Source organism: Brevibacillus sp. (assembly GCF_003521185.1).
Classification (GTDB): domain Bacteria; phylum Bacillota; class Bacilli; order Brevibacillales; family Brevibacillaceae; genus Brevibacillus; species Brevibacillus parabrevis.
This window is the reverse complement of record NZ_DOTK01000078.1, coordinates 63409-83568: the sequence shown is the minus strand read 5'-3', so window position 1 is coordinate 83568 and position 20160 is coordinate 63409. Positions and strand designations below refer to the sequence as shown.

Here is a 20160-nt window from a genome sequence, read left to right as displayed (position 1 = left end):
CTTACTCGCAGCAACAGTGATGGCAAGTGGCATCGGTCAACTGATGCAAGCGGGAGAAGCGTCGAACTGGTGGCGAAGTTTGGTTGCCCGCTATAGGCTTTGACTATCTTAACCCTCTTAACCATTCCCGGGATTTGAAAAGTGCCCGGAGCCATCGCTCTTGCCGTGCCAGGTTTACCTCGGCTGAAAGAATGGTTCACGCTGGTATCTACATTTGAATGACTGGTGCAGCTTTCTCTCATGTGTTTGCCAACGATTACGGTGATTGCGAGTTTTCTGCTATCCTCCCGCTCTTTTATTCCGCGCTAAATCTCGCCGCATGGGCGCTGCATTCACAGGGTGCAAACTTTAGGGAGGTGCTCAAAATTAACATTCGTCCTTTCGCGCCACCAATACCTATGTCCTACAGAAATTAATATTTTGGAGGGAGTGTTGTGAACGAGAATGAAAACGAAAACAACCAGTCTCGGGATGTGTTTGATGCTGTAGCGGACCCAACCAGGCGACGACTGATTGAGTTATTGGCCGGAGCAGAGGAGCTGCCGCTTCATGAACTAACGGCACAGTTTCAAATGGGCCGGACGGCGGTATCCAAGCATTTGACAATTCTGAAAGAGGCCGGACTGGTGCTCGACCGCAAAGTCGGCAGGGAAACGCGATTTAGGCTCAACGCGGCTCCACTGAGGGAAATTCAAGATTGGGTGGCTTTCTACAGCAAGTTTTGGAGTGCGAATTTGTTGCGCTTGAACCAACTATTAGAGGAGGAAGCAGAATGAGTTTGACATTATCTTTGGATTTTCAGTACAAGACAACGCTTGAGAAGCTGTGGTCCGCTTTGACTGATTCAAGCAAGCTGGCCAAATGGGTGTGCAACATCCAGACTGGCGAGCCGATGGAAAATGATTTTAAACCTGTGGTGGGACATCGTTTTCAGTTTCGCACTAAGCCGACCGAATATTGGGATGGAGTCGTTGAGGGCGAAGTGCTTATCGTAGACGAACCAAACCGCTTGTCCTACACGTGGGGCAGCGGGGGAGAGAAGCACACAGTTGTCTGGACGCTACAGGATTTAGGAGACGGAAAAGTTAACCTGCATCTCGAACAATCCGGAATCTCCAATGAGCAGGCACTGGGTGGAGCGAAGTACGGCTGGAGCAAGTGGTGCAGCGAGCTGGAAAAGGCGTTGGCATAATAACCGGATAGCGGGATGTACCACTGATTACCTCCGTCCGCAACGCTAGATGAATGGATGATCATTTCCATACACACAAATGAAAAGCCTTCCAGTTGCAGCAAACGGGATAGAGTGCTCGAATGGGAGGTTTTTCAATTGCGTGCAAGTGAATTGTCGCGGTTGTTCGCATAGTCACAGTCTTAATTATGATAGAATGGGCAAAATTAAGAGCAAGAGGTTATTACGACTGAATGAACATTCTTTTGACTGTCAGTTGATCAAAAGATGGAAGAGGAGTGCTCTTTGATGACAAATAGTAGTGCGCATCCGAAGGTCGACGAATTTTTAAGCAAAGCGAAAAAGTGGCAGGAAGAATTTGTGGAGTTGCGCAGAATCGTTCTCGACTGTGGGCTGACCGAAGATTTTAAATGGATGCATCCTTGTTACACGCTGGAGAAAAAGAACGTCGTTTTAATCCATGGTTTCAAAGAATACTGTGCGCTCCTGTTCCACAAAGGTGCGTTGTTGCAAGATCCGCACGGAATCCTCATCCAGCAGACGGAAAATGTACAGGCGGCGCGACAAATTCGCTTTACCAACGTGCAAGAAATCGTGGAGATGGAAGACGTCTTGAAAGCCTATATTCATCAGGCTATTGAAGTGGAAAAAGCCGGTTTGGAAGTGGATTTCAAGAAGACAGAAGAATATACCGCTCCTGAAGAATTTCAAACGAAATTGGCTGAAAATCCTGACCTGAAAGCTGCCTTCGAAGCGTTGACACCGGGACGGCAGAGAGCATACCTTCATTATTTTTCTGAACCGAAACAATCCAAGACGCGAGTGGCGAGAGTGGAAAAATACATGGAGCAAATTCTAAACGGAAAAGGATTGAATGATTAGCCTAGCGCAGCTATTCAGCGATAAGCGTCAAACGGAGCGAACCAACTGAAATCCGGTGAATGCAAAAAATTAGTGAAAAAATGGGACGCCGTGCTGTGACGTACGGTTGTTTTTTTACACCGCAGTCACGAACCTTTTATTCGCAATAGTAAGAAATCTAACCGGAGAAAGAGCAGGCCATTACGGCTTGCTCTTTTCTTTTTGCGAGAGGACAGGCAGCTCCATACTCGCGCAGAAGCCTTTGCCGACCTCGCTCGATAACGACAGCTTTCCTCCGTGAGCCTTGGCGATTCGCTCGGCCATGGGAAGGCCGAAGCCGTGTCCGTTATGGCGCGGGCGTTTGCGTTTGCTTGCGTAAGGCAGTTCCAGCAAGTCGGGCAGTTCGTCTGGGGAAATTCCGTTTCCGTTGTCTGAGACGACTACGTGACAAGCTTGGTTGCCGGGATCAAAAAAGGTTTGGATGCGCAGTTGGCACCCCGCCGGATTATGGTCGATGCTGTTTTGCAAAAGATTGGCAAGGGCACGCAACAAAAGGCGCTCATCCCCATCGATTTGCGGGGATTCATCTCCAAGCTCTACTTCCAGCTGATACCGCTCATCCAGTCCGTTGTTCAACAGCTCCGAGGCCGCTTGTCTGGCGACTGCCGACAACCGCAGCGGTTTTTTGCCCAGCGGCTGCATCTCGTATTCGAGCATGGAGACGAGGTTCAAATCACTTACCAAAGAACGGATGCGCTCGGCTTGTTGGCGCATAATCGCGGCCAAGCGCCTCTGTTCTGCCGGCAGCTCCGGGCTGTCAGCGATGTCGCTCGCGTAGCCGAGGAGCATGGAAAGCGGCGTACGGATGTCGTGGGAAACGCCGGAAATCCAGTTGGAGCGGGCCGCGTCTCTTGCTTTCAGAGCTGCGTTTTTTTGTTGCAGCAGGGCGGACACATGATTGATGCTTACCGCCAGATTCGCCAGCACGCCTTTTGGCTCAATCTGGACAGGCTTGTCTGCTCCCAACGCTTGAATGCCGCTTGTCAGCGGGCGGATGGAAGCGATGAGTCTGGAACCGATGAACAGCGAGAGCAACAGAGCCAGCACGATGTTGCCTGCCAACAAAAAGAACGCCTTCCCGGGCAAATTCTCCACCCAGCCAACCGGAAGAATATGCTGGTATTTGGCGTAGGAGCCTTTCCGGTAACCGACGACGACAAGGCCATCTGGATGTTCCCAGGTGAAGACCGGATAATCGTCCAGGAAGCTGCGTGAAAACTTGGCTACATCTGCGAGAGAGTACGGCCGTTCCAGTTCGGCAGGGAGCTGGAACTTCCATGCCACGTAGCCTTTGGAGTCGATCAGCATGGCCCACGCCCTGTTTTGCTCCAAAAGTTGTTGCGAGCGGGGAGCGATGGCATAGGCGTCTCGATTGCCATGCAAGTCGTCGCTGACGAAATGCACAACAGCGGAAGGAGAGGCGCCATCGCTGATCCCGCTGCCGATCCAGATCAAGAGCACGACAGCATTGAGAGCCAGGAGCAGCAGCGAAATCAGGATGGTGGCGTGAACAAAACGCTTGATAATGCGCGACGTGCCTTCCATCGTTACTCCTCCTTTACGATCAGCTTGTAGCCGAGTCCGCGCACGGTCAGCAAATGAGCGGGCTGGGAAGGATTCGCTTCGATTTTTTCCCGAATGCGCCGAATGTGCACCATCAGCGTATTTTCATAGCCGTAATAGTCGTCGCCCCATGCGGCCTGACAGAGCGCGTCGCTCGTGACGATGCGATTGTGGTTCTCATAAAACTTGCCGAGCAGAGCGATTTCTTTTGCGGTCAGCGGGATATTTGTTCCGTCATGGCGAATGGTGCCAGCCTCCAAGTCAATGAGACGGTCGTCCAGTTGAAAAACAGGGCGTTTTTCCGGCGTGTGGGGAATGTACACTCTGCGCAAAATAGCCGTCAGCCGCAAGACAAGCTCCCGTGGCAAAAACGGTTTCACGATGTAATCATCCGCGCCCAGTCCGAGGCCGAGGATTCGGTCTTCATCCTGTCCTTTGGCAGACAAAAACAGCACAGGCAAGTTCGAAATATGCCGGATCGCTTGCAGCAAGGAAAAGCCGTCGCCATCCGGCAGCATGACATCAAGAATGGCGAGGTCAGGCTGGATGGAACGACAAAGCTCCAGCGCTTCTCTGCAATCGCCCGCATGGTAAATGCGCATGAATCCTTCCTTGCGCAAAAAATGCTCGACCATTTTTCGGATTTCAGGCTCATCGTCGACGATAAGCAGCTTTTTCTGTTTCAGTTCGTCCATCTGTCATCACCTCTCTCTACTATAGCGGCTTTGGCGCGGGATAATCGGCTTTTGCAGCAAATTTAAGGCTGGCGTAAGGTGAACGTCAGATTGCTGAAAGAATCTCCTGTCATACTGCATATATGCCAAATAAAGCCATTGCAGGAGGGACAGATGGAGACGATCCTATCTACTACCAAACTATCGAAGCGATACGGTGATGCCTTGCGCGTGAAGGAAGTGAATTTGTCTGTACGCGAAGGGGAGATTTACGGATTTCTTGGCCCGAACGGAGCAGGGAAATCGACTACATTAAAGATGCTGTTGGGGCTGGTACGACCGACGAGCGGCCAGGTGCAGGTGTTCGGGAAGGAGCTTCAGGCAAACCGCCGCTTCGTTCTCAGCCAAATCGGTTCACTGATTGAATCGCCCTCGTACTACGGGCACTTGACCGGGCTGGAAAACATGCGTGTCGTGCAGAAGCTGCGCGCTGTTCCGGCGAAAAACATCGAGGAAGCGCTGAAAATCGTGCGTCTGGAAAAACAGAAGGAGAAGCAGGTTGAAAAGTATTCACTGGGGATGAAACAGCGGCTAGGAATTGCGATGGCATTGCTGGCGTTTCCCAAGCTGTTGATTTTGGATGAGCCAACGAATGGTTTGGACCCTGCGGGAATCGGAGAAATCCGGGAGCTGATCAAAGCGCTTCCGCAACAATATGGAATGACGATTTTGCTTTCCAGCCACCTTTTATCCGAAATCGACCAGATCGCGACTTCCGTGGGCATTATCAATCATGGTCACATGCTGTTCCAGGGCAAGCTGAGCGAGCTGCACCAAAAAAACCAGCCGCGCATTATCATCAAAACGACAGATAACAGGGCGGCGAGGGACGTGTTGATGCGGGCAGGCTTTTTCCCCGGCGTGGAGGAGGGCGCGCTTGTTTTTGAAAAGCTTGCCGATGGACAGGTAGCGCAGGCAAACAGGATTCTGCTGGCTGAACATATTGATGTGCTTCGCATCGAGGAACAGAAAAGAAGCCTAGAAGACATGTTCCTGAAGCTTACAGGGGGAGGCGAGAGTCTGTGAGGAAGGCGCTGTCGCTTGAGTTTTACAAGCTGCGTCGCAAATATGTGTTGCCGATGGCGCTTTTGTTTCTGACGGTGGAGCTTGTCTGGGCGTTGATCGCCGTCAGCATGTCTTTTGAGCGCAATCGTGACAGCGCGGGCTGGGAAGTGATCGTCGCCATGCTGTCCACGATGAACGGACTGTTTTTGCCATTGCTTTCGGCTATTGTCGTTTCCCGGATTTGCGACATGGAGCATAAAGGGAATACGTGGAGGCTGCTTCGCTCTATGGCCGTGCAGCCAGGGAAGCTGTATGCGGCGAAGTACGCTTGCGCCGGATTGATCATGCTGGGCGTTTGCCTGTGCCAGCTGCTGGCGATTGCGGTGTTTGGCGTCCAATCCGGGTACTTGACGTCTGTTCCGCTTGTGCTGTTGGCACGGTTTCTTTTCGGCACGCTGGTCACGACGCTGGTCGTCCTTGCCTTGCAGCAGTGGATTTCTACGGTGGTGAAAAATCAGGCGTTTGCGCTTTGCCTGGGGATGCTCGGCGGTTTTCTCGGAATGGTAGGCGATTTGTTTCCGGAAGCGGCAAGACGCGTATTCGTCTGGGCGTACTATACGGGGCTTAGTCCCGTTACACAGCAGTATGCGAGCGAAAAGATGCAATTCGTCGTCCGGGAGGCAGGCCCGATCTCGTCTGCCGCGGCTGTTTTGCTGGCGGTTGCCGCGCTGCTTTTTCTCATGGGAAGACGCCATGCATCCAGACTGGAAGGGTAGGGGGAGAAGTGATGATCAAGCAATGCTTTCAGGCGGAGTGGTTGAAAATGCGCCGCTCCCATATTTGGGTGGTGTTCATGCTCCTGCCTTTGGTCAGCGTCATCATCGGCTGGGCCAATTACGTCATGAACCAAGGGACGCTGCAAAAGGAATGGTACAGCTTGTGGTCGCAGGTTGGCTTGTTCTACGGAGAGTTTTTCTTTCCTATTCTCATTGCGATCGGCTGCTCGTATCAATGCCGACTGGAGCATCAAAACAAAAACTGGCATCTGGTGCTGACCGCACCTGTATCGCTTGCGGCCCTGTTTGCAGCCAAACTGGGAGTCGTAGCAACTCTTCTTCTCCTAGTCCAAGCGTTCTTTTGCTTGCTGTATGTATGCGGCGGGCTTTTGGCAGGGCTTTCCGCGTTGCTTCCCGCAGAATTGCCCGGCTGGTTGTTGCGCGGATGGATCGCGGCGATGACGATCGCGGTTTTTCAATTGGCGCTCTCGATGCGGATCAAAAGCTTTGCAACGCCAGTCGGCATCGGTTTGTGTGCCGTTTTTTTCGGGCTGGGAATGTATGTGCTGAAGCTCGGATTGTTTTTCCCGCATTCGCTGTTAACAGTGGGGATGGGGGTATTGAGCCAGGAGGGACTTGATTTTGGCAGCAACGTGGTTTTTCTGCTGATGAACGCATTGTTCGGAGTGGGAATCAGTACAGTTGTCCTCCGGCGATTACGCAAGTCGGATGTGCTCGCCTGATCTTTGAAAAGAAGGGTTTTTCCGTAAGTGAAGAGAATAACGGATAAAAAGTCTGAGTATTCACTCACGATGGGAGGCGGCTGCGACCATGTTGCAAGGTGGAAAATATGTGAAGGTGGAGCCAGGGGTCGAGATTTTTGTGCAGGACGTGGGACAAGGTGATCCGATCGTCCTGATCCCGGGCTGGACGTTTACAACCGAAGTGTTTCACAAGCAGATCGAGCATTTTCAAAAGACTAACAGGGTGATCGCGATTGATCCGAGAAGCCATGGCAGATCGTCCGTGACGATGCACGGCAACGACTATGCCACGCACGGTACTGACTTGGCAAAAGTCATCGAGGCGCTGGGGCTTGTGGATGTGACGCTGGTCGGCTGGTCATTTGGCTGCTTGACGATGTGGGAATACGTTCGGCAGCACGGCACGCGAAACGTAAAATCTTTCGTGTTCGTCGACTTGTCGCCGAAGCCGCTCTCCACCAATCACGAGCAAGATTGGGTGGAAGGGCCGCTCGATGAAATCGCCGCCGCCTACAACTACTACACGCGGGATGCCGAGAAGCAGCGGGAGTTTATCTCGGGCTACGCGACAGGGGTCATGGTGCAAAGAGAGCTTGCGGAAAATGAGCTTTCCTGGATCATCGAGCAATCGCTCAAAACGCCTCCTTATATCGCGGCGAACTTGTTCGCGTCCGGGATGTTCTCTGACTACCGGGTAGAGGCAAAGGTTGCGAGCGAGTCGGTGCCGACGCTGACGATTGTGGCTGAGCATTGGGCCGAGACTGCAAAGCGGTTCATGGAAAAGCATGCCCCCGAGTCCGCAGTGGAAGTATTGGGCGGGCACATGATGTTTTGGGAGCATGCCGAACGGTTTAATGAGCTGCTCACACAATTTCTCCATGCAGAAAAAACGGCAAGATAAAAGAAAGTGGCTGTCCTTGTGGGCAGCCACTTTTTATGAGCTTTGGCATGGAAAAAGGAGGCGCGACTTTGCAGGCACGCCTGGCGAAGCCGAGCACTTTTTTTCGGCGATTCTGGCATTTCGTGAAAGCTGGCGGTTATTTGCTTGAACTCGCCATGCAGTCTGTCAAATTTTCTCGTTTGCGTCAGGCACATAATCTGATAAAAGTGCGTCGGAGACTCTGTGACGGTTACAAGATAGGAGATACTTTGACCATCGACTTTCCCATGCATCGTGAATTGAGTGGAAAGACGTCCGTCAATCGTGAGCTGAACATGCTTGCTCATGCTTGCATCTGTCAATTCACTGAACAAGTTTGATTCCACGAAATCGACGTATTGGGGATAATCAAATGAACCGTCCAATTCTTCTTTAGAGTCCGCGAGAATAAGCAGATGCTTGTCCGCGAAGTTGTTGGAAAGGGCAATGGATGCGTCTGGGTGAAGACTAGCATTCTCGCTCCAGGAAGTCGGAGCAATGATTTGCATGGTTTTGTCTTTGTTAAACGCTCTTTTCTAAGAAATTGTTGCTTTTAGAAAAGCCGTGAGTTGCTTGATATTTATAGTACCAAGCGAAGCGTGCATTCACGGTAAATGGAAATCCTATAGACTTCCTGATTTTCATTATAGAACACACGTTTCCACAACAGCAATAGCAACAAAATTTGCGAAAAGAGCCTTGTTAAAAAAAGCTTTGTTCTCAAACGAACCTGTTAACGGGTCTTGCTTGGCATAAAAGGAAACGCCATAAATACCGCAAGCAATGATAACGAGGGCCAACAAGGAGAAGCCGATGGCAAAGCTGGTGGTCAGCTGCTTGCTCTCGTTTTTCAAATCTTTTACTTTCACGACAAAAGTGTTCGCTGCCATATCGCCGAACCGTTGCTTCTTTTTCGACACCAGTACGCTGATCCCGGCAGGCAATCCGCCGATGAGCATCGGGTTGGTTTCGACGATGCGGATCAAGGAACGAATGACCGATTTCCACAGCCCTGGCGGTTGACCTTCCTGATTCACCACTTTGATTCGCAGGGCGAATTTCCCGATGGTATAGCCAGTAAAACCTTCCAGAAGAACGTAGTAAGATAAAATTCCGAGTACGAAAACAAGCAACCCGATAATGGACGGATCGTCAGACGAACGCCCAGCCAGCGCGACCACCCCTAAGACGAAAAAAATGAGCAAAATGTAATCTATCACATGCGCTCCCCAACGCAGGAAAAAAATCGACGCTCCGTAAGTCTGCGTAATGGACCCCATTACTTGCGGTCCTTCCAGAATCGGTCTGTCTGGTGGTGGAATTGGGGGAGCCACCGATGAATCTGCTTGCGGCAATGAATGATTCTCCAAACTTGTGCACCTCCAACAAAAATGTAAACATATAACATTTAAACACTTCAAAATTTACTCTGTCAAATTTTGCTTTTCTGCAAGAAACCTACCTAAAGATAGGTGACACACGATAGTTGCGACGATTATATTAGGAAGCGAGCTGATGTAAGAAAAACCATATACAGGGTGATTATGATGAGTACGCCTATGACTGCTTTTGTCGCTGTTTTAGTGCTGGGGGTTGTCGCCTACCTCACGATGTGGTGGGAAGGCACCTGGGTAAACCTTCGATTCACGAAATGGTATTTCGCTATCATAGTAGTCTTGGCGATCGCGACCGGAGGGTATTTTTGGTTTACGGGAGATACGATTTAATCAAGTAAAAAGCAAGCCGTCCACGGGCCCTCTAGCTGGAGGGCTTTTTTGCGTCCACATAACGTTCTTTTCTTATAAGGCAGTTTACTTGCATTGTTCGGAAGGATTCCACATAATAACTTTGTGCACATATTGGATCGAGACAAAAAGGCTGCTCTTTTGTGGGGTCATTTTCTTTTTAGGCAGGGAGATGCACATGGATCAAGGAAAGTACAGTTCACTTATCGCAACGAAATTACATGTTCCTACATATGGTTCGGACCTGTTGCATCGGCATCAATTGGTGGAAGAAATCGATGAAGTCAGGACAGCCAGAGTGATCCTTATTTGCGCTCCGGCCGGGTTCGGGAAAACAACAGCCGTTAGTCAGTGGATTACGAGTATCGGCAAGCCGGCGGGATGGCTGTCGCTGGATGAGGCGGATAACGATCCGGCCCGTTTTTGGCGCTACTTCGCAAAAGCATTGAGCATGGCACAACGGGAAGCTGGTCGTGAAGCTTCTGCGATGCTCGATTTGACCTATGCGGCGTCAGCAGACAATCTGCTCTCCATGCTGCTTGAAGAAATCGCTGCAATGCCTACCGACTATTATTTGGTGCTGGATGACTATCATCTGATCAAAGAGCGCTCGATTCACGAAGGTTTGCAAACATTGCTCCAGCACGCCTCGCCTTTTTTACACGTCATTCTCATCAGCCGTGAGGAGCCGCCGCTGTCTCTCCATCGCTTGCGCGTACGCAAACAGCTGGGACAATTGGGCGCGGAGCATCTCCGGTTCAATGAAGAGGAATGTCGTCAGCTTTTTAACGAACTGCTCGGGCTAGATTTGTCATACGAGGACATTCACGTACTCAGCAAACGGACAGAGGGCTGGATTGCCGGGTTGCAGTTGGCTGCTTTGTCCATGCAGGGGAAGGGTGGCTCCACGGTTACCATGCACAGCTTTTCCGGCAATGACAAATACGTGGAAGACTACTTGACCGAAGAAGTATTGAAGCGATTGCCGGAATCGGTACAGCAATTTTTGCTGAAAACTTCCATATTGCCGCGCCTGTCCGGGGAACTGTGCGCAGCCGTAGCGAGTGAGCCGGATGCCCACGCCATTTTGGAGATGCTTGCACGTACGAACTCTTTTGTCGTACCGCTGGATGGAGTCAACGAGTGGTACCGCTACCATCATTTATTTGCGGATCTTTTGCACACGCATTTGCGTAAAACATACAGTGAACAGCTGCCAACGCTTCATGTGGCTGCCAGTCGATGGTTTGAGGGCCACGGATGGATGACAGAAGCAATCGACCACGCGCTCAAGGGCAGTGATTGGTCGCGTGCAACCAGGCTGATCGTCGAGCACGCTCCCTGGATGTTGAAGCAGCACGAAAATGTGACATTGCGCCGCTGGATGAGGCGTTTTGATACAGTGTGGCTCAAGAGTCATCCCGAGCTGTGCATTGCTTTTGCCTGGATGCACGCATTATCGGACGAGCTTGAGCAGGCAGAAGCGTTGTTGCATCTCGCTGAGGATGGTCTGCACGGCAAAAATGAGGGGCTTGAGGAATGTCGGGTAGAAATCTGGGTGCTTCGCGGATACGTGCAGTTGATCCTGCGCAATATTGCCCTCTCCCTTTCGTACTTGGAAGAATCGGTCAAAATGAAGCCAAAATTCAGCCGCTATTTTATCGTCGGGATTGAGCTGAATGGAGACGAGGCTTTTGTGCTTCGCAGTCGCGTGGCGTTAAGCGGCTATTTGTCCAAGGTAAGCGAGTTTTACCCTGCCATCAGAACGATTTGGAAGCACAGCGGCCTGGGGATTCTCGCATACGGCTCGATTGTAATGGCAGAGCTGTATTATGAGAAAAACGAGTTCGAGCAATTGACGTACTTTGTGCAAAGAGCATTGCAGTTGGGAAGCAATACGATGAATTTTGGCGTACTGGTCCCGGCTTATCTGGTTTTGACCCGTTGGCGAAAGGCGGAGAAGCGCGGGGCGGAGATGTGGCTGCCGCTTGCGGAAATAGCGGAGCTGTGTCGCCAGCGAAAAGCCCCGCCTCATTGGATTGCTTTCCTGGACGCGTTTCGTGTGCGGCTGTTGCTGGACGAAAATCAGCGGGAAGAAGCAGAGCAATGGGCGAGCCAATTTGAAAAAATGAGCAAAGACTTGATTCATTCCCGGCACGAGTTTGAACGGTTGACTTTGGCTCGTGTGTACTTGTCTGCCAAAAGGGAAAATGAAGCGTGTGAGCTGCTGACCCGGCTAAAGCATGAGACAGAGGTGAAGGATCGGCTGGGGAGCCGGATCGAGACGCTGATTTTGCTCAGCCAAGCTTATCACAGCCAAAAGCGGCATCACGAGGCAGCCGAATGTATTCGCACAGCGGTGATGTTGGCGGCACCGGAAGGCTACGTGCGGATCTTTTTGGACGAAGGGCCAGAGGTCGCCAAAATGCTGTACGCCCTCTATAAAAGCAAGGCGTGCTCCAGGCAAGAACTTGACTATATGGCAAGTCTGCTCAAGACGGTGGAAAAAGAGTTTCCGGCGCTGGACATTCAAATTCGCGTGTCGCCTGAACTGGACAAATTGACCGAGCGGGAGGCAGAAGTGCTGTCTCTGATCGGAGAAGGGTTGTCCAACGCTGAGATTGCGGGCAGGCTGCACCTGACGATCGGGACAGTCAAGGTGTACGTTCACCAGATTTACGCCAAGCTGCAAGTTCGCAATCGCACACAGGCAGTGGTCAAGCTGCGAGAGAGCGAGCTGTAACCGGGGCAGCAAAAGGTTCGCCCGATGATATACATGCCAGAGAACGAAGAAGTCGCCTGTACGTGCAGGGGGCTTTTTTTCATGGGCATAGAGCCATGTTCGCTGAGGGATAGTAAAGCTATCCTGATTTGGAAAAAGAGTGATTGGAGAATGAGTCATAACGCCAAGCAACAAGTGTCGTTCAGCAGCTCGCTGGAAGAGAACATGGAAGTGGTGAAAAGGGAGCTGGGGAACAGCACCGACCTCGTGACCAGAACTGTACGGATGGAAGCGATTGGGCAAATCGAGGTAGGCATTCTGTACACAGAAGGATTGGTCGATAAAAGCCTGATCAGCAACTTCATGGAGTCGCTCATGGTTCATGCGCACAAAAGGGAAATTCCATCCGACGACGCTTTGGCAGACGAGCCGCTGTCGTTGATCAAGGATTTCATGCTGACGATGGGTGGAGTGGAGCTGCTGGATGATTTGGACGAGCTTTTCAATGCTGTATTGACCGGAGATACGGTTCTGCTCGTGGAGGGGTGTACGCAGGGCTTTATCGTCAATACGAAGCAGTGGGAGGATCGCGGTGTCCAGGAGACTTCTGTACAGACCGTAGTGCGTGGTTCCCGGGAGGCTTTCTCGGAAAGTTTGCGGACGAACACCGCGCTGGTGCGAAGAAGGATCAACAACCGTCATCTGTGGCTGGAAACGAAACAGATCGGGAAAATGACCCAGACCAAAGTGAGCGTGATGTACATAAAGGGGGTTGCGGACGAAAACGTCATTGCGGAAGTGCAGCGGCGGCTAAACAGGATCGATATCGATGGCATTTTGGAGAGCGGAAACATAGAAGAGCTGATTCAGGACGCGGCCTTTACGCCGTTTCCGACGATTTACAATACCGAACGGCCGGACTCGGTAGCAGCGGGGCTGCTGGAGGGGCGGGTCGCGATCCTGGTAGACGGAACGCCGATTGTACTGCTGGTTCCGGCGATTTTCGTCCAGTTTTTTCAGTCGCCGGAGGATTACTATCAGCGTTCGGATTTTGGCCTGCTTCGCATGTTGCGGCTGCTTTCCTTTTTTATCGCGCTGCTCGGTCCTTCCATCTACGTAGCGATTACGACGTTTCACCAGGAAATGCTCCAGACGAACTTGCTGATGAGTATTGCGGCCCAGCGGGAGGGTGTACCGTTTCCGGCTGCTGTCGAGGCGATGCTGATGGAGCTGACTTTTGAACTGCTGCGTGAGGCTGGAGTGCGCATGCCGCGTGCCGTAGGTTCTGCCATCTCAATCGTCGGGGCGCTCGTTTTGGGCGAAGCGGCGGTACAGGCCGGACTCGTATCTCCTGCGACCGTCATCGTCGTCTCCATCACGGCGATTACGAGCTTTGTGTTTCCGTCGTTTTCCATGTCCATTCCGATTCGCATGCTGCGTTTCGGCTTGATTGCACTTGCTGCCAGCTTTGGCCTGATTGGCGTATTTGTCGGTTTGATCGCGCTTTGCCTGCATTTGTGCACCTTGCGCTCGTTCGGGGTTCCGTACATGTCGCCGCTCGCTCCGTTGAATTTGGCCGACCAGAGAGATACGCTGCTGCGTCTGCCGATCTGGATGATGCACACGCGTCCCTACTTTTTACGGCCGAAAAACAGTATCAGAGAGCATGACAACAAGCCCAATCCTCCGAGAGAGTCTGTTCATTAAATTGATTGCCGAGGTGGGAATAGCATGAAACGAAAGGCGGTGTTCGTTCTGGCCGCTGTTCTGCTGCTGTTGACTACAGGGTGTTGGAACCGCAGGGAATTGAACGACTTGGCGATTGTCATGGCGGTGGGCATCGACAAGGTGGACGGAGAGTATTTGTTGTCTACGCAAATCGTCAATCCGGGTGGAGTTGCCGCCTCCAAGGACGGGGCAGGAGGCACTCAGTCGGCAGTAGCCACGTACAGCATGCGATCTGCGGACATTTTTGAGGGGATACGCCGCTTGACGACCATGACTCCGCGCCGGCTGTACTTTTCGCATATTCAAGTATTGGTGTTGGGGGAGCAGGTAGCGAGGGAAGGGACAAAAGAGGTGCTCGACCTGTTGTTTCGCGATCACGAAGTTCGCCCGGATTTTTACGTCATTTTGGCGAAAGATACTTCCGCCCTGCACATTTTGAGCATGCTTGATCCGCTGGAGAAGATCCCTGCCACCAAGCTGTACAAAAGCCTGGAAACAGGCGAAAAAGCATGGGGCTCCGTGATCTCGATCCAACTGGACGAATTTATTACACAGCTGCTGAGCGAAGGGTCGGAGCCAGTGTTGGTAGGGGTTACTGTAAAAGGCAAGGTTCAGACAGGAAGCAACGGAAATAACCCGCAGCAGGAAAGCGTCTCTACCCTGCTCAAGTATGAGGATATCGGCGTTTTCAAAGAAGACAAGCTGCAAGGATGGTTTAATGAAAAGGAAAGCATCGGCTTCAGCTATATTACAGACAGGCTGGACAGCACAGTTGAAGCCATACCGTGCGACAAAAACAGCAAGCTCATCATTGAAATCATTCACAGCAAATCGACGCTTGATGGTCGTGTCGTAAACGGAAAACCGCAAGTCGAGGTGAAAATCGAAGCGGAAGGAAATGTAGGAGAAGTAGCGTGCGCGATTGACCTGGCAAAGTCGCAAACGATCTACAAATTGGAGCGAGAGGTAGAAAAGCGAATCAAGGAAAAAATCCAGAATGTGATTACAAAAGCGCAGAAGCAATTTCACTCCGATGCGTTCGGATTTGGGCAAGTCATTTACCAGAACGATCCAAAGGGCTGGGAAAAGGTCAAGCGCAACTGGAACGAGGCTTTTGCCGACCTGAAGGTGAAAATCAACGTAGATGTGAAGCTCCGGCGAACAGGCAAAGTCGGCAATTCTTTTATCCCCTTTATCAAAAAGGATTAGAGCATAACTATTTCCTGTTGTGGAAAAGGTAAGGATATTCCTGGCAAGAAGTAGGTGCGACTTGTTCCGATGTGGATGATCCTGTTGATTTTGCTGATTAGTCTGGTGATCGTAGCGATCGAAGCTCCTTTTCTGAAAAGGAACGGCTTGAAAAAGGAGCTTTTTGTTTTTGGCTGCTTGCTGCTGCTCGGGACAGGGCTTTGCATCGCCGAAGCGGTGGAGGCAAACATTCCAAACCCGCTGGACTGGATTACATTCGTCTATCGGCCGTTCAGCGACTTGATTTTAAGCATGGTGGAGTAACGGTGAACATAAGCGGTGCGCAAGAGAAGGGAGGGAAACAAGGGTGCTTGGCAACAGTCTGATCAGTGCGAGGCAGTTTTTTATTTTGGTAACCCTGTTCGTCATTGGCGATGCAGTCTTGTACGTTCCCTCGCTCACCGCTACATCCGCCCGGCAGGACGCGTGGATTTCGGCTTTGATCGGTTGGGGAGAGGGCTTTCTTTTGACCAGTTTGTATGCGGCATTGAGCTTGCGGCATCCGAATCGGACGATACTTCAATACAGCGAAGACATCTTGGGCAAGTGGGCAGGAAAAGCGGTCGCTTTTTTGTTCCTTTCCTATTTTTTTATCGATGCGTCACTGATGCTGATGGAAATCGGCGATTTTGTCACCACACAGATCATGCAGGAGACGCCGATCGAAATCATTCTCGTTCTGTTTGCGGCGATTATTGTCATGGGAACCCGCTGCGGGATGGAGCCGCTTGCGCGTGTCTCCGAGCTGTTGTTTCCGTATTTTCTGCTGCTGTTTTTCACGCTGATTGCGTTCATCGCCCCGCAAATCAAGGTCGATAACCTCAAGCCTGTCCTTGCCCATGGGATGGCGCCCGTTTTTGGCGGCAACTTCCGCTATATGGGCTATTTGCTGGAATCGGTCGTCCTGATCTTTCTGTTTCCGCTTGTGAAACAGCCGCGGCACGCAGCGAAGGCGTATATTATGGGCATTTTGATTGCTAATTTTTTCCTGACGATCATTACAACCGTCGCGGTGCTGGTGCTCGGTCCCAACATTACCGTACTGCTTGCCTATCCAAGCTACACGCTGGCGCAAAAAATTAGCGTCGGCAACTTTTTTGAACGCATCGAGGTTTTGATGGCTGTCATTTGGTTCATCACGCTGTTTATCAAAATAACGGTTTGCTATTATGCCACGGCTTGCGGGATTGCCCAGACGCTGCGATTGACCGACTATCGCAGACTGACGCTGCCTCTGGCGATGATCATGGTCATCGTCGCGCTTGCCACGATGCCCAATCGGCCGTATTTTGACAACTTTGTTTCGGAGATTTGGATGCCGTACTCATTGACGTACGGCTTGTTTTTGCCTGTGCTGCTGCTCGTGGTGGGCGGACTGCGGAAAAGGTTGGGGAAATGAAAGGAAAAATGATGCCAAAGACCTAGTTCATCGTTTATACTATTTTTTGAGAAAAGGAGGGGTGGAAGACAGCGCTTTGCTCTTTATTCGAAGGAAACCATGATCAGCTAGACAAATACGCCGAACATGAAATGGGGAACCACGATGAGACTGAATCATTGGGTCATGCGAATGATCCTGTTATGCCTGCTTGTTTATTCCTTTTCTTGTCCCGTTTCACCCTCATTCGCTTTTGAAAGCGAAACAACCACTTCTTCTACAGCGGAAAATGTTAACTTCTCCGAAATAAAAGTGACCAATGGCCTTATCACCGTTCCATTTTATTCGATCCCAGAAAGAAATCCTAAGACCAAACAGTTTACCCTCTCTTACACGCAAGATTCTGAGACACACTCCTTATCCCCCCTCCCAGCAAAATGGGAAGAATCTACGCGAACCTTTTTTATTCCCTTTAAACCTTTTCAATCAACCGACACAGAGCAAGAAATAACGATTCGCATCGGCTATGAAGATTCAGAACCGACAGAGCGTTCTATTGTTTTGGCGCCGAAAGATTCCGAGGTAGAATCGATCGAGATTTTGAACACTTGGGGAAATTCTGAATTGCAGTTGCGCGACAGCAATGATCGGGAAGCGAAATTGCTGGCAGTAGCGAAAGACAGCGAAGGTGCGATTGTCGCTTATGATAAAGTTACCTGGGCAAGTGAAAATCCGCGAGTTGCTTCTGTTACTTCGCTAGGAAAAGTGTGGGCGAAGAAGGCGGGAACTGCGGAAATTACGGCAACGATCGCTGGGAAGACGGAGACTTATCAAATCGATGTCGTCAGCAAGCAGCAAGTTCCGGCGGCGATTTCCAAAGATGGAGAATTTGGCCCGGAATCGGGAGTATATAAAACGAGTGGAACAATCGAGATAAAAGGCAAGGAGACTACTGTTTTACTGAGAAACACGAAGCTGGACGGCGATCTCGTCATCGACAACGGCGGTTCTGTCACTTTGGACAACGTTCACGTCTCAGGGGAGATCAAGGTGAAGGACGTTGCTTCCAACAGTTTGCATGTAAATAATGTCTCAGCCGACCGACTGGTGATCACCGATGAGAATGGCGCACGGCTTGTTCTCGAAGATGAGGTTGAGCTGCCAGAGGTAGAGGTATCTGCCCAGTCCACACAGTTCCCTGTCGTGATCGAAGGCAAAGCAGCTACTAACAGTACGCTGCAAATTACATCTCCTTCCTGGGTGGTAGTCGACTCTGTTGTGTCAAAGGTGGTTGTAGACAAAGACGCTGAAGGAACGCGGATCGAAACCACCAAAGAGAGCAAAATCGAAGTAATTGAAGCGAATGCAAGCGCCAGTGTGGAAGGATCGGGCACGATAGACAAGCTCGTGCTGGCCGACAGTTCGGTAAATGTGAAAAGCGAAGTCAACATACCGACAGTGGCGTACGCGAATGAACCTGCTATGCCAACACCGCCGACTCCACCTACACCGCCTGCAAACCAGGCGCCTGTTGCCAGCCAAGTAACGATTTCCGGTACGTTCCAAGCAGGCGAGACATTGACGGGCAGCTATGTGTACACCGATGCGGAAAACAACCCGGAGCGCTTGTCCTTGTTCAAATGGTACCGCGGTTCGCTGTCGGACGGTTCCGATAAGGTGCAAATTTCCGGCGCGAACAAAAAAACGTATGTGTTGCAGCAGGATGATGTAGGGAAGCATGTGACGTTTGAAGTGACACCTATCGCCAGCACAGGAACGAGAAGCGGGGTGCCGGCAACTTACACGTCAACCCAGACGGTTACGAACGTTCCCGCGGCGAATAACCCGCCTGTCATCAACAGCAGCTATACGGCGCAAACGTTCAAAAATACGTTAGCAAGCGGAACTGTTGCTGCGACCGATCTGGATGGCGACACCATCACGTATTTGCTCGGCTCCACAACTCCTGCACACGGGGCTGTGGTCGTTCTGCCGAGCGGAGCATGGACGTATACGCCACAAAATGCTTTTACAGGAACGGACAGCTTTTCCATCGTGGCGGATGACGGAAGAGGGGGAACAGCTGCTACAGTTGTCTCCGTAACCGTGACAGAAGACCCGCTTGAAGCTGATCGCCAGACGCTGACCATCGGTTATGCCAGCGGGGATGACGCCGATCATGTTACGCAAAATGTGGTTTTGGCAACGACAGGGGCAAATGGCTCGCTGATCTCATGGAGTTCGGATAACCCGGCTGTGATTGCGCAGGACGGCACGGTTACGCGCCCGCAAGCTATCGAGCAAGACGCTACCGTCACATTGACGGCAACCATAACGAACGGAAGCCGCTCGGACACCAAACCGTTCGTCCTTACCGTACTCAAGCAAGCGGCGCAAAGTAACAACCAGCCGCCGACGGCAGTAGGCACGATCAGCAACCAGACGCTGCTGCCAGGAAGCCAGCCTTATCCGCAGATCGATCTGTCTACTATTTTTGCTGACCCGGATAACGATGCCTTGCAGTACCAGGCAACGGCAACGGCGCAAAATATCGTGCAGCCGACCATTAGCGGCAACATGCTCAGTCTTGCTCCGGTCGGCAAAGGAGTGGTCACGATTACGGTCACGGCCAATGACGGCAAGGGCGGCACACAAGACGTTACTTTTACAGCTCACGCCTATGAGTTCGTCGCAGGCGGGCAGGTCACGATCAGGACCAAATCAGGGGTCATGAACGTGCAACTGGACTTGAACAAATATTTTCCGGGCGCTCCGGCCAACTCCCTGCAAATCCTCAATAACGGGACGGGTGGCACCGTGATGGGCACCAAGCTCCAGCTGATCCCTGCAAGCGTGCCTGGAAGCGGGCTGTGGGTTGCCAATCAAAGCGACCAGGTTGCGCTAATCAAGGTAGATATTCAGCAGCAAGGACAGCCGCAACTGTTCTTCTCGGATTATGTATACGGAACAGATGGCCGCAATGCGCTACAGCTCTTTTTCCAGGGAGACAACAACGGTCAAAAGGTCACAGGGTACGAGCTGGAAATTCACAGGTACATGACCAGTACGCAGACAAAAGCAGTGGAGACAAAGCCAATCATGCCGCTGTTTCCGAAAATGGCCTATATTATTATCGACCCGATTTTCTATGACTTCCTTGATATCACTCCAGCTACTTATTACAACGAAGAAGTTCATATGAGTTACCAAGGATATGTCACGGCTTTCGTGCTGAAAAAAGATGGTCAAATCGTGGATGTTTTGGGGAATCCCGATCCGAATAACCGCTCCCCGATCCTGGCGCAAACGGGCACGATTGTTCGCAAGTCGGGAATCTATACAGGCTCGCAAAGCTTCAGCCTCGAAGGGGAATGGGACATCTATCCTGCCGGTTATTACCAGAACATTGGGCGGCATAATCCGTAAACAGACAGCTATTGATGACAAGACGTACAAAAGGTGAGG

Annotated in this window: 18 protein-coding genes and 1 pseudogene; 16 read left to right on the top strand and 3 right to left on the bottom strand. The window is 51.3% G+C overall.

Going from position 1 to position 20160, the window contains the following annotated elements:
* From DEP07_RS23065 to DEP07_RS23050, 4 genes and pseudogenes are all read left to right on the top strand, one after another.
* Nucleotides 1-416, top strand: a pseudogene (locus DEP07_RS23065) (DoxX family protein); the annotation flags it as partial.
* A gap of 18 nt (nucleotides 417-434) precedes the next feature.
* Complete coding sequence (locus DEP07_RS23060; protein ID WP_173599417.1) at nucleotides 435-776, top strand: ArsR/SmtB family transcription factor; 342 nt, start codon at nucleotides 435-437, stop codon at nucleotides 774-776.
* On the top strand, nucleotides 773-1192 hold the full coding sequence (locus DEP07_RS23055; protein WP_242774094.1) for an SRPBCC family protein: 420 nt from the start codon (nucleotides 773-775) through the stop codon (nucleotides 1190-1192). The genes DEP07_RS23060 and DEP07_RS23055 overlap by 4 nt, the downstream gene beginning before the upstream one ends.
* Before the next feature lie 288 nt (nucleotides 1193-1480).
* Entirely contained in the window at nucleotides 1481-2074 is a 594-nt protein-coding gene (locus DEP07_RS23050; RefSeq protein ID WP_287103068.1) for a YdeI/OmpD-associated family protein, read from the top strand.
* 180 nt (nucleotides 2075-2254) lie between these two features.
* Here the strand turns inward: DEP07_RS23050 and DEP07_RS23045 are convergent, their stop codons facing one another.
* Together DEP07_RS23045 and DEP07_RS23040 are read right to left on the bottom strand one after the other, a co-directional pair.
* Nucleotides 2255-3658: a sensor histidine kinase gene (locus DEP07_RS23045; protein ID WP_287103067.1), complete on the bottom strand. Its 1404-nt coding sequence runs from the start codon at nucleotides 3656-3658 to the stop codon at nucleotides 2255-2257.
* Nucleotides 3659-3660: 2 nt separating this feature from the next.
* Nucleotides 3661-4371: a response regulator transcription factor gene (locus tag DEP07_RS23040; protein ID WP_287103066.1), complete on the bottom strand. Its 711-nt coding sequence runs from the start codon at nucleotides 4369-4371 to the stop codon at nucleotides 3661-3663.
* A 153-nt stretch (nucleotides 4372-4524) separates the two neighbouring features.
* On the opposite strand from DEP07_RS23040, the gene DEP07_RS23035 reads away from it, so the two are divergent.
* The 5 genes from DEP07_RS23035 (at nucleotide 4525) to DEP07_RS23015 (ending at nucleotide 8215) form a co-directional block, all read left to right on the top strand.
* Nucleotides 4525-5436, top strand: a complete 912-nt coding sequence (locus DEP07_RS23035; RefSeq protein ID WP_173597689.1) for an ABC transporter ATP-binding protein — start codon at nucleotides 4525-4527, stop codon at nucleotides 5434-5436.
* On the top strand, nucleotides 5433-6191 hold the full coding sequence (locus tag DEP07_RS23030; RefSeq protein ID WP_122963712.1) for an ABC transporter permease: 759 nt from the start codon (nucleotides 5433-5435) through the stop codon (nucleotides 6189-6191). Before DEP07_RS23035 ends, DEP07_RS23030 begins: the two co-directional genes overlap by 4 nt.
* A gap of 11 nt (nucleotides 6192-6202) precedes the next feature.
* The gene (locus tag DEP07_RS23025) at nucleotides 6203-6934 is read left to right on the top strand and encodes an ABC transporter permease (RefSeq protein ID WP_287103065.1); all 732 of its coding nucleotides are present in this window, start codon (nucleotides 6203-6205) and stop codon (nucleotides 6932-6934) included.
* Nucleotides 6935-7022: 88 nt separating this feature from the next.
* Entirely contained in the window at nucleotides 7023-7856 is an 834-nt protein-coding gene (locus DEP07_RS23020; RefSeq protein ID WP_122963714.1) for an alpha/beta fold hydrolase, read from the top strand.
* Nucleotides 7857-7891: 35 nt separating this feature from the next.
* Nucleotides 7892-8215: a hypothetical protein gene (locus DEP07_RS23015; protein ID WP_173597686.1), complete on the top strand. Its 324-nt coding sequence runs from the start codon at nucleotides 7892-7894 to the stop codon at nucleotides 8213-8215.
* Nucleotides 8216-8518: 303 nt separating this feature from the next.
* Here DEP07_RS23015 and DEP07_RS23010 read toward each other — a convergent pair whose 3' ends face one another.
* On the bottom strand, nucleotides 8519-9244 hold the full coding sequence (locus tag DEP07_RS23010) for an RDD family protein (RefSeq protein WP_287103064.1): 726 nt from the start codon (nucleotides 9242-9244) through the stop codon (nucleotides 8519-8521).
* A gap of 177 nt (nucleotides 9245-9421) precedes the next feature.
* On the opposite strand from DEP07_RS23010, the gene DEP07_RS23005 reads away from it, so the two are divergent.
* The 7 genes from DEP07_RS23005 (at nucleotide 9422) to DEP07_RS22975 (ending at nucleotide 20121) form a co-directional block, all read left to right on the top strand.
* Complete coding sequence (locus DEP07_RS23005; protein ID WP_122963716.1) at nucleotides 9422-9601, top strand: hypothetical protein; 180 nt, start codon at nucleotides 9422-9424, stop codon at nucleotides 9599-9601.
* A gap of 196 nt (nucleotides 9602-9797) precedes the next feature.
* Complete coding sequence (locus DEP07_RS23000; protein WP_173599410.1) at nucleotides 9798-12362, top strand: LuxR C-terminal-related transcriptional regulator; 2565 nt, start codon at nucleotides 9798-9800, stop codon at nucleotides 12360-12362.
* A 150-nt stretch (nucleotides 12363-12512) separates the two neighbouring features.
* Nucleotides 12513-14048 carry a spore germination protein gene (locus DEP07_RS22995; protein ID WP_122963718.1) on the top strand — a complete coding sequence of 512 codons (1536 nt, stop codon included), beginning with the start codon at nucleotides 12513-12515 and terminating at the stop codon, nucleotides 14046-14048.
* A gap of 24 nt (nucleotides 14049-14072) precedes the next feature.
* Entirely contained in the window at nucleotides 14073-15278 is a 1206-nt protein-coding gene (locus DEP07_RS22990; protein WP_173597682.1) for a Ger(x)C family spore germination protein, read from the top strand.
* Nucleotides 15279-15347: 69 nt separating this feature from the next.
* Nucleotides 15348-15581, top strand: a complete 234-nt coding sequence (locus DEP07_RS22985; protein ID WP_122963720.1) for a hypothetical protein — start codon at nucleotides 15348-15350, stop codon at nucleotides 15579-15581.
* A 43-nt stretch (nucleotides 15582-15624) separates the two neighbouring features.
* Nucleotides 15625-16716, top strand: coding sequence for a GerAB/ArcD/ProY family transporter (locus tag DEP07_RS22980; RefSeq protein ID WP_122963721.1), 1092 nt, complete (start codon nucleotides 15625-15627; stop codon nucleotides 16714-16716).
* A gap of 540 nt (nucleotides 16717-17256) precedes the next feature.
* On the top strand, nucleotides 17257-20121 hold the full coding sequence (locus DEP07_RS22975; RefSeq protein ID WP_287103061.1) for an immunoglobulin-like domain-containing protein: 2865 nt from the start codon (nucleotides 17257-17259) through the stop codon (nucleotides 20119-20121).
* Nucleotides 20122-20160 lie beyond the last annotated feature (39 nt).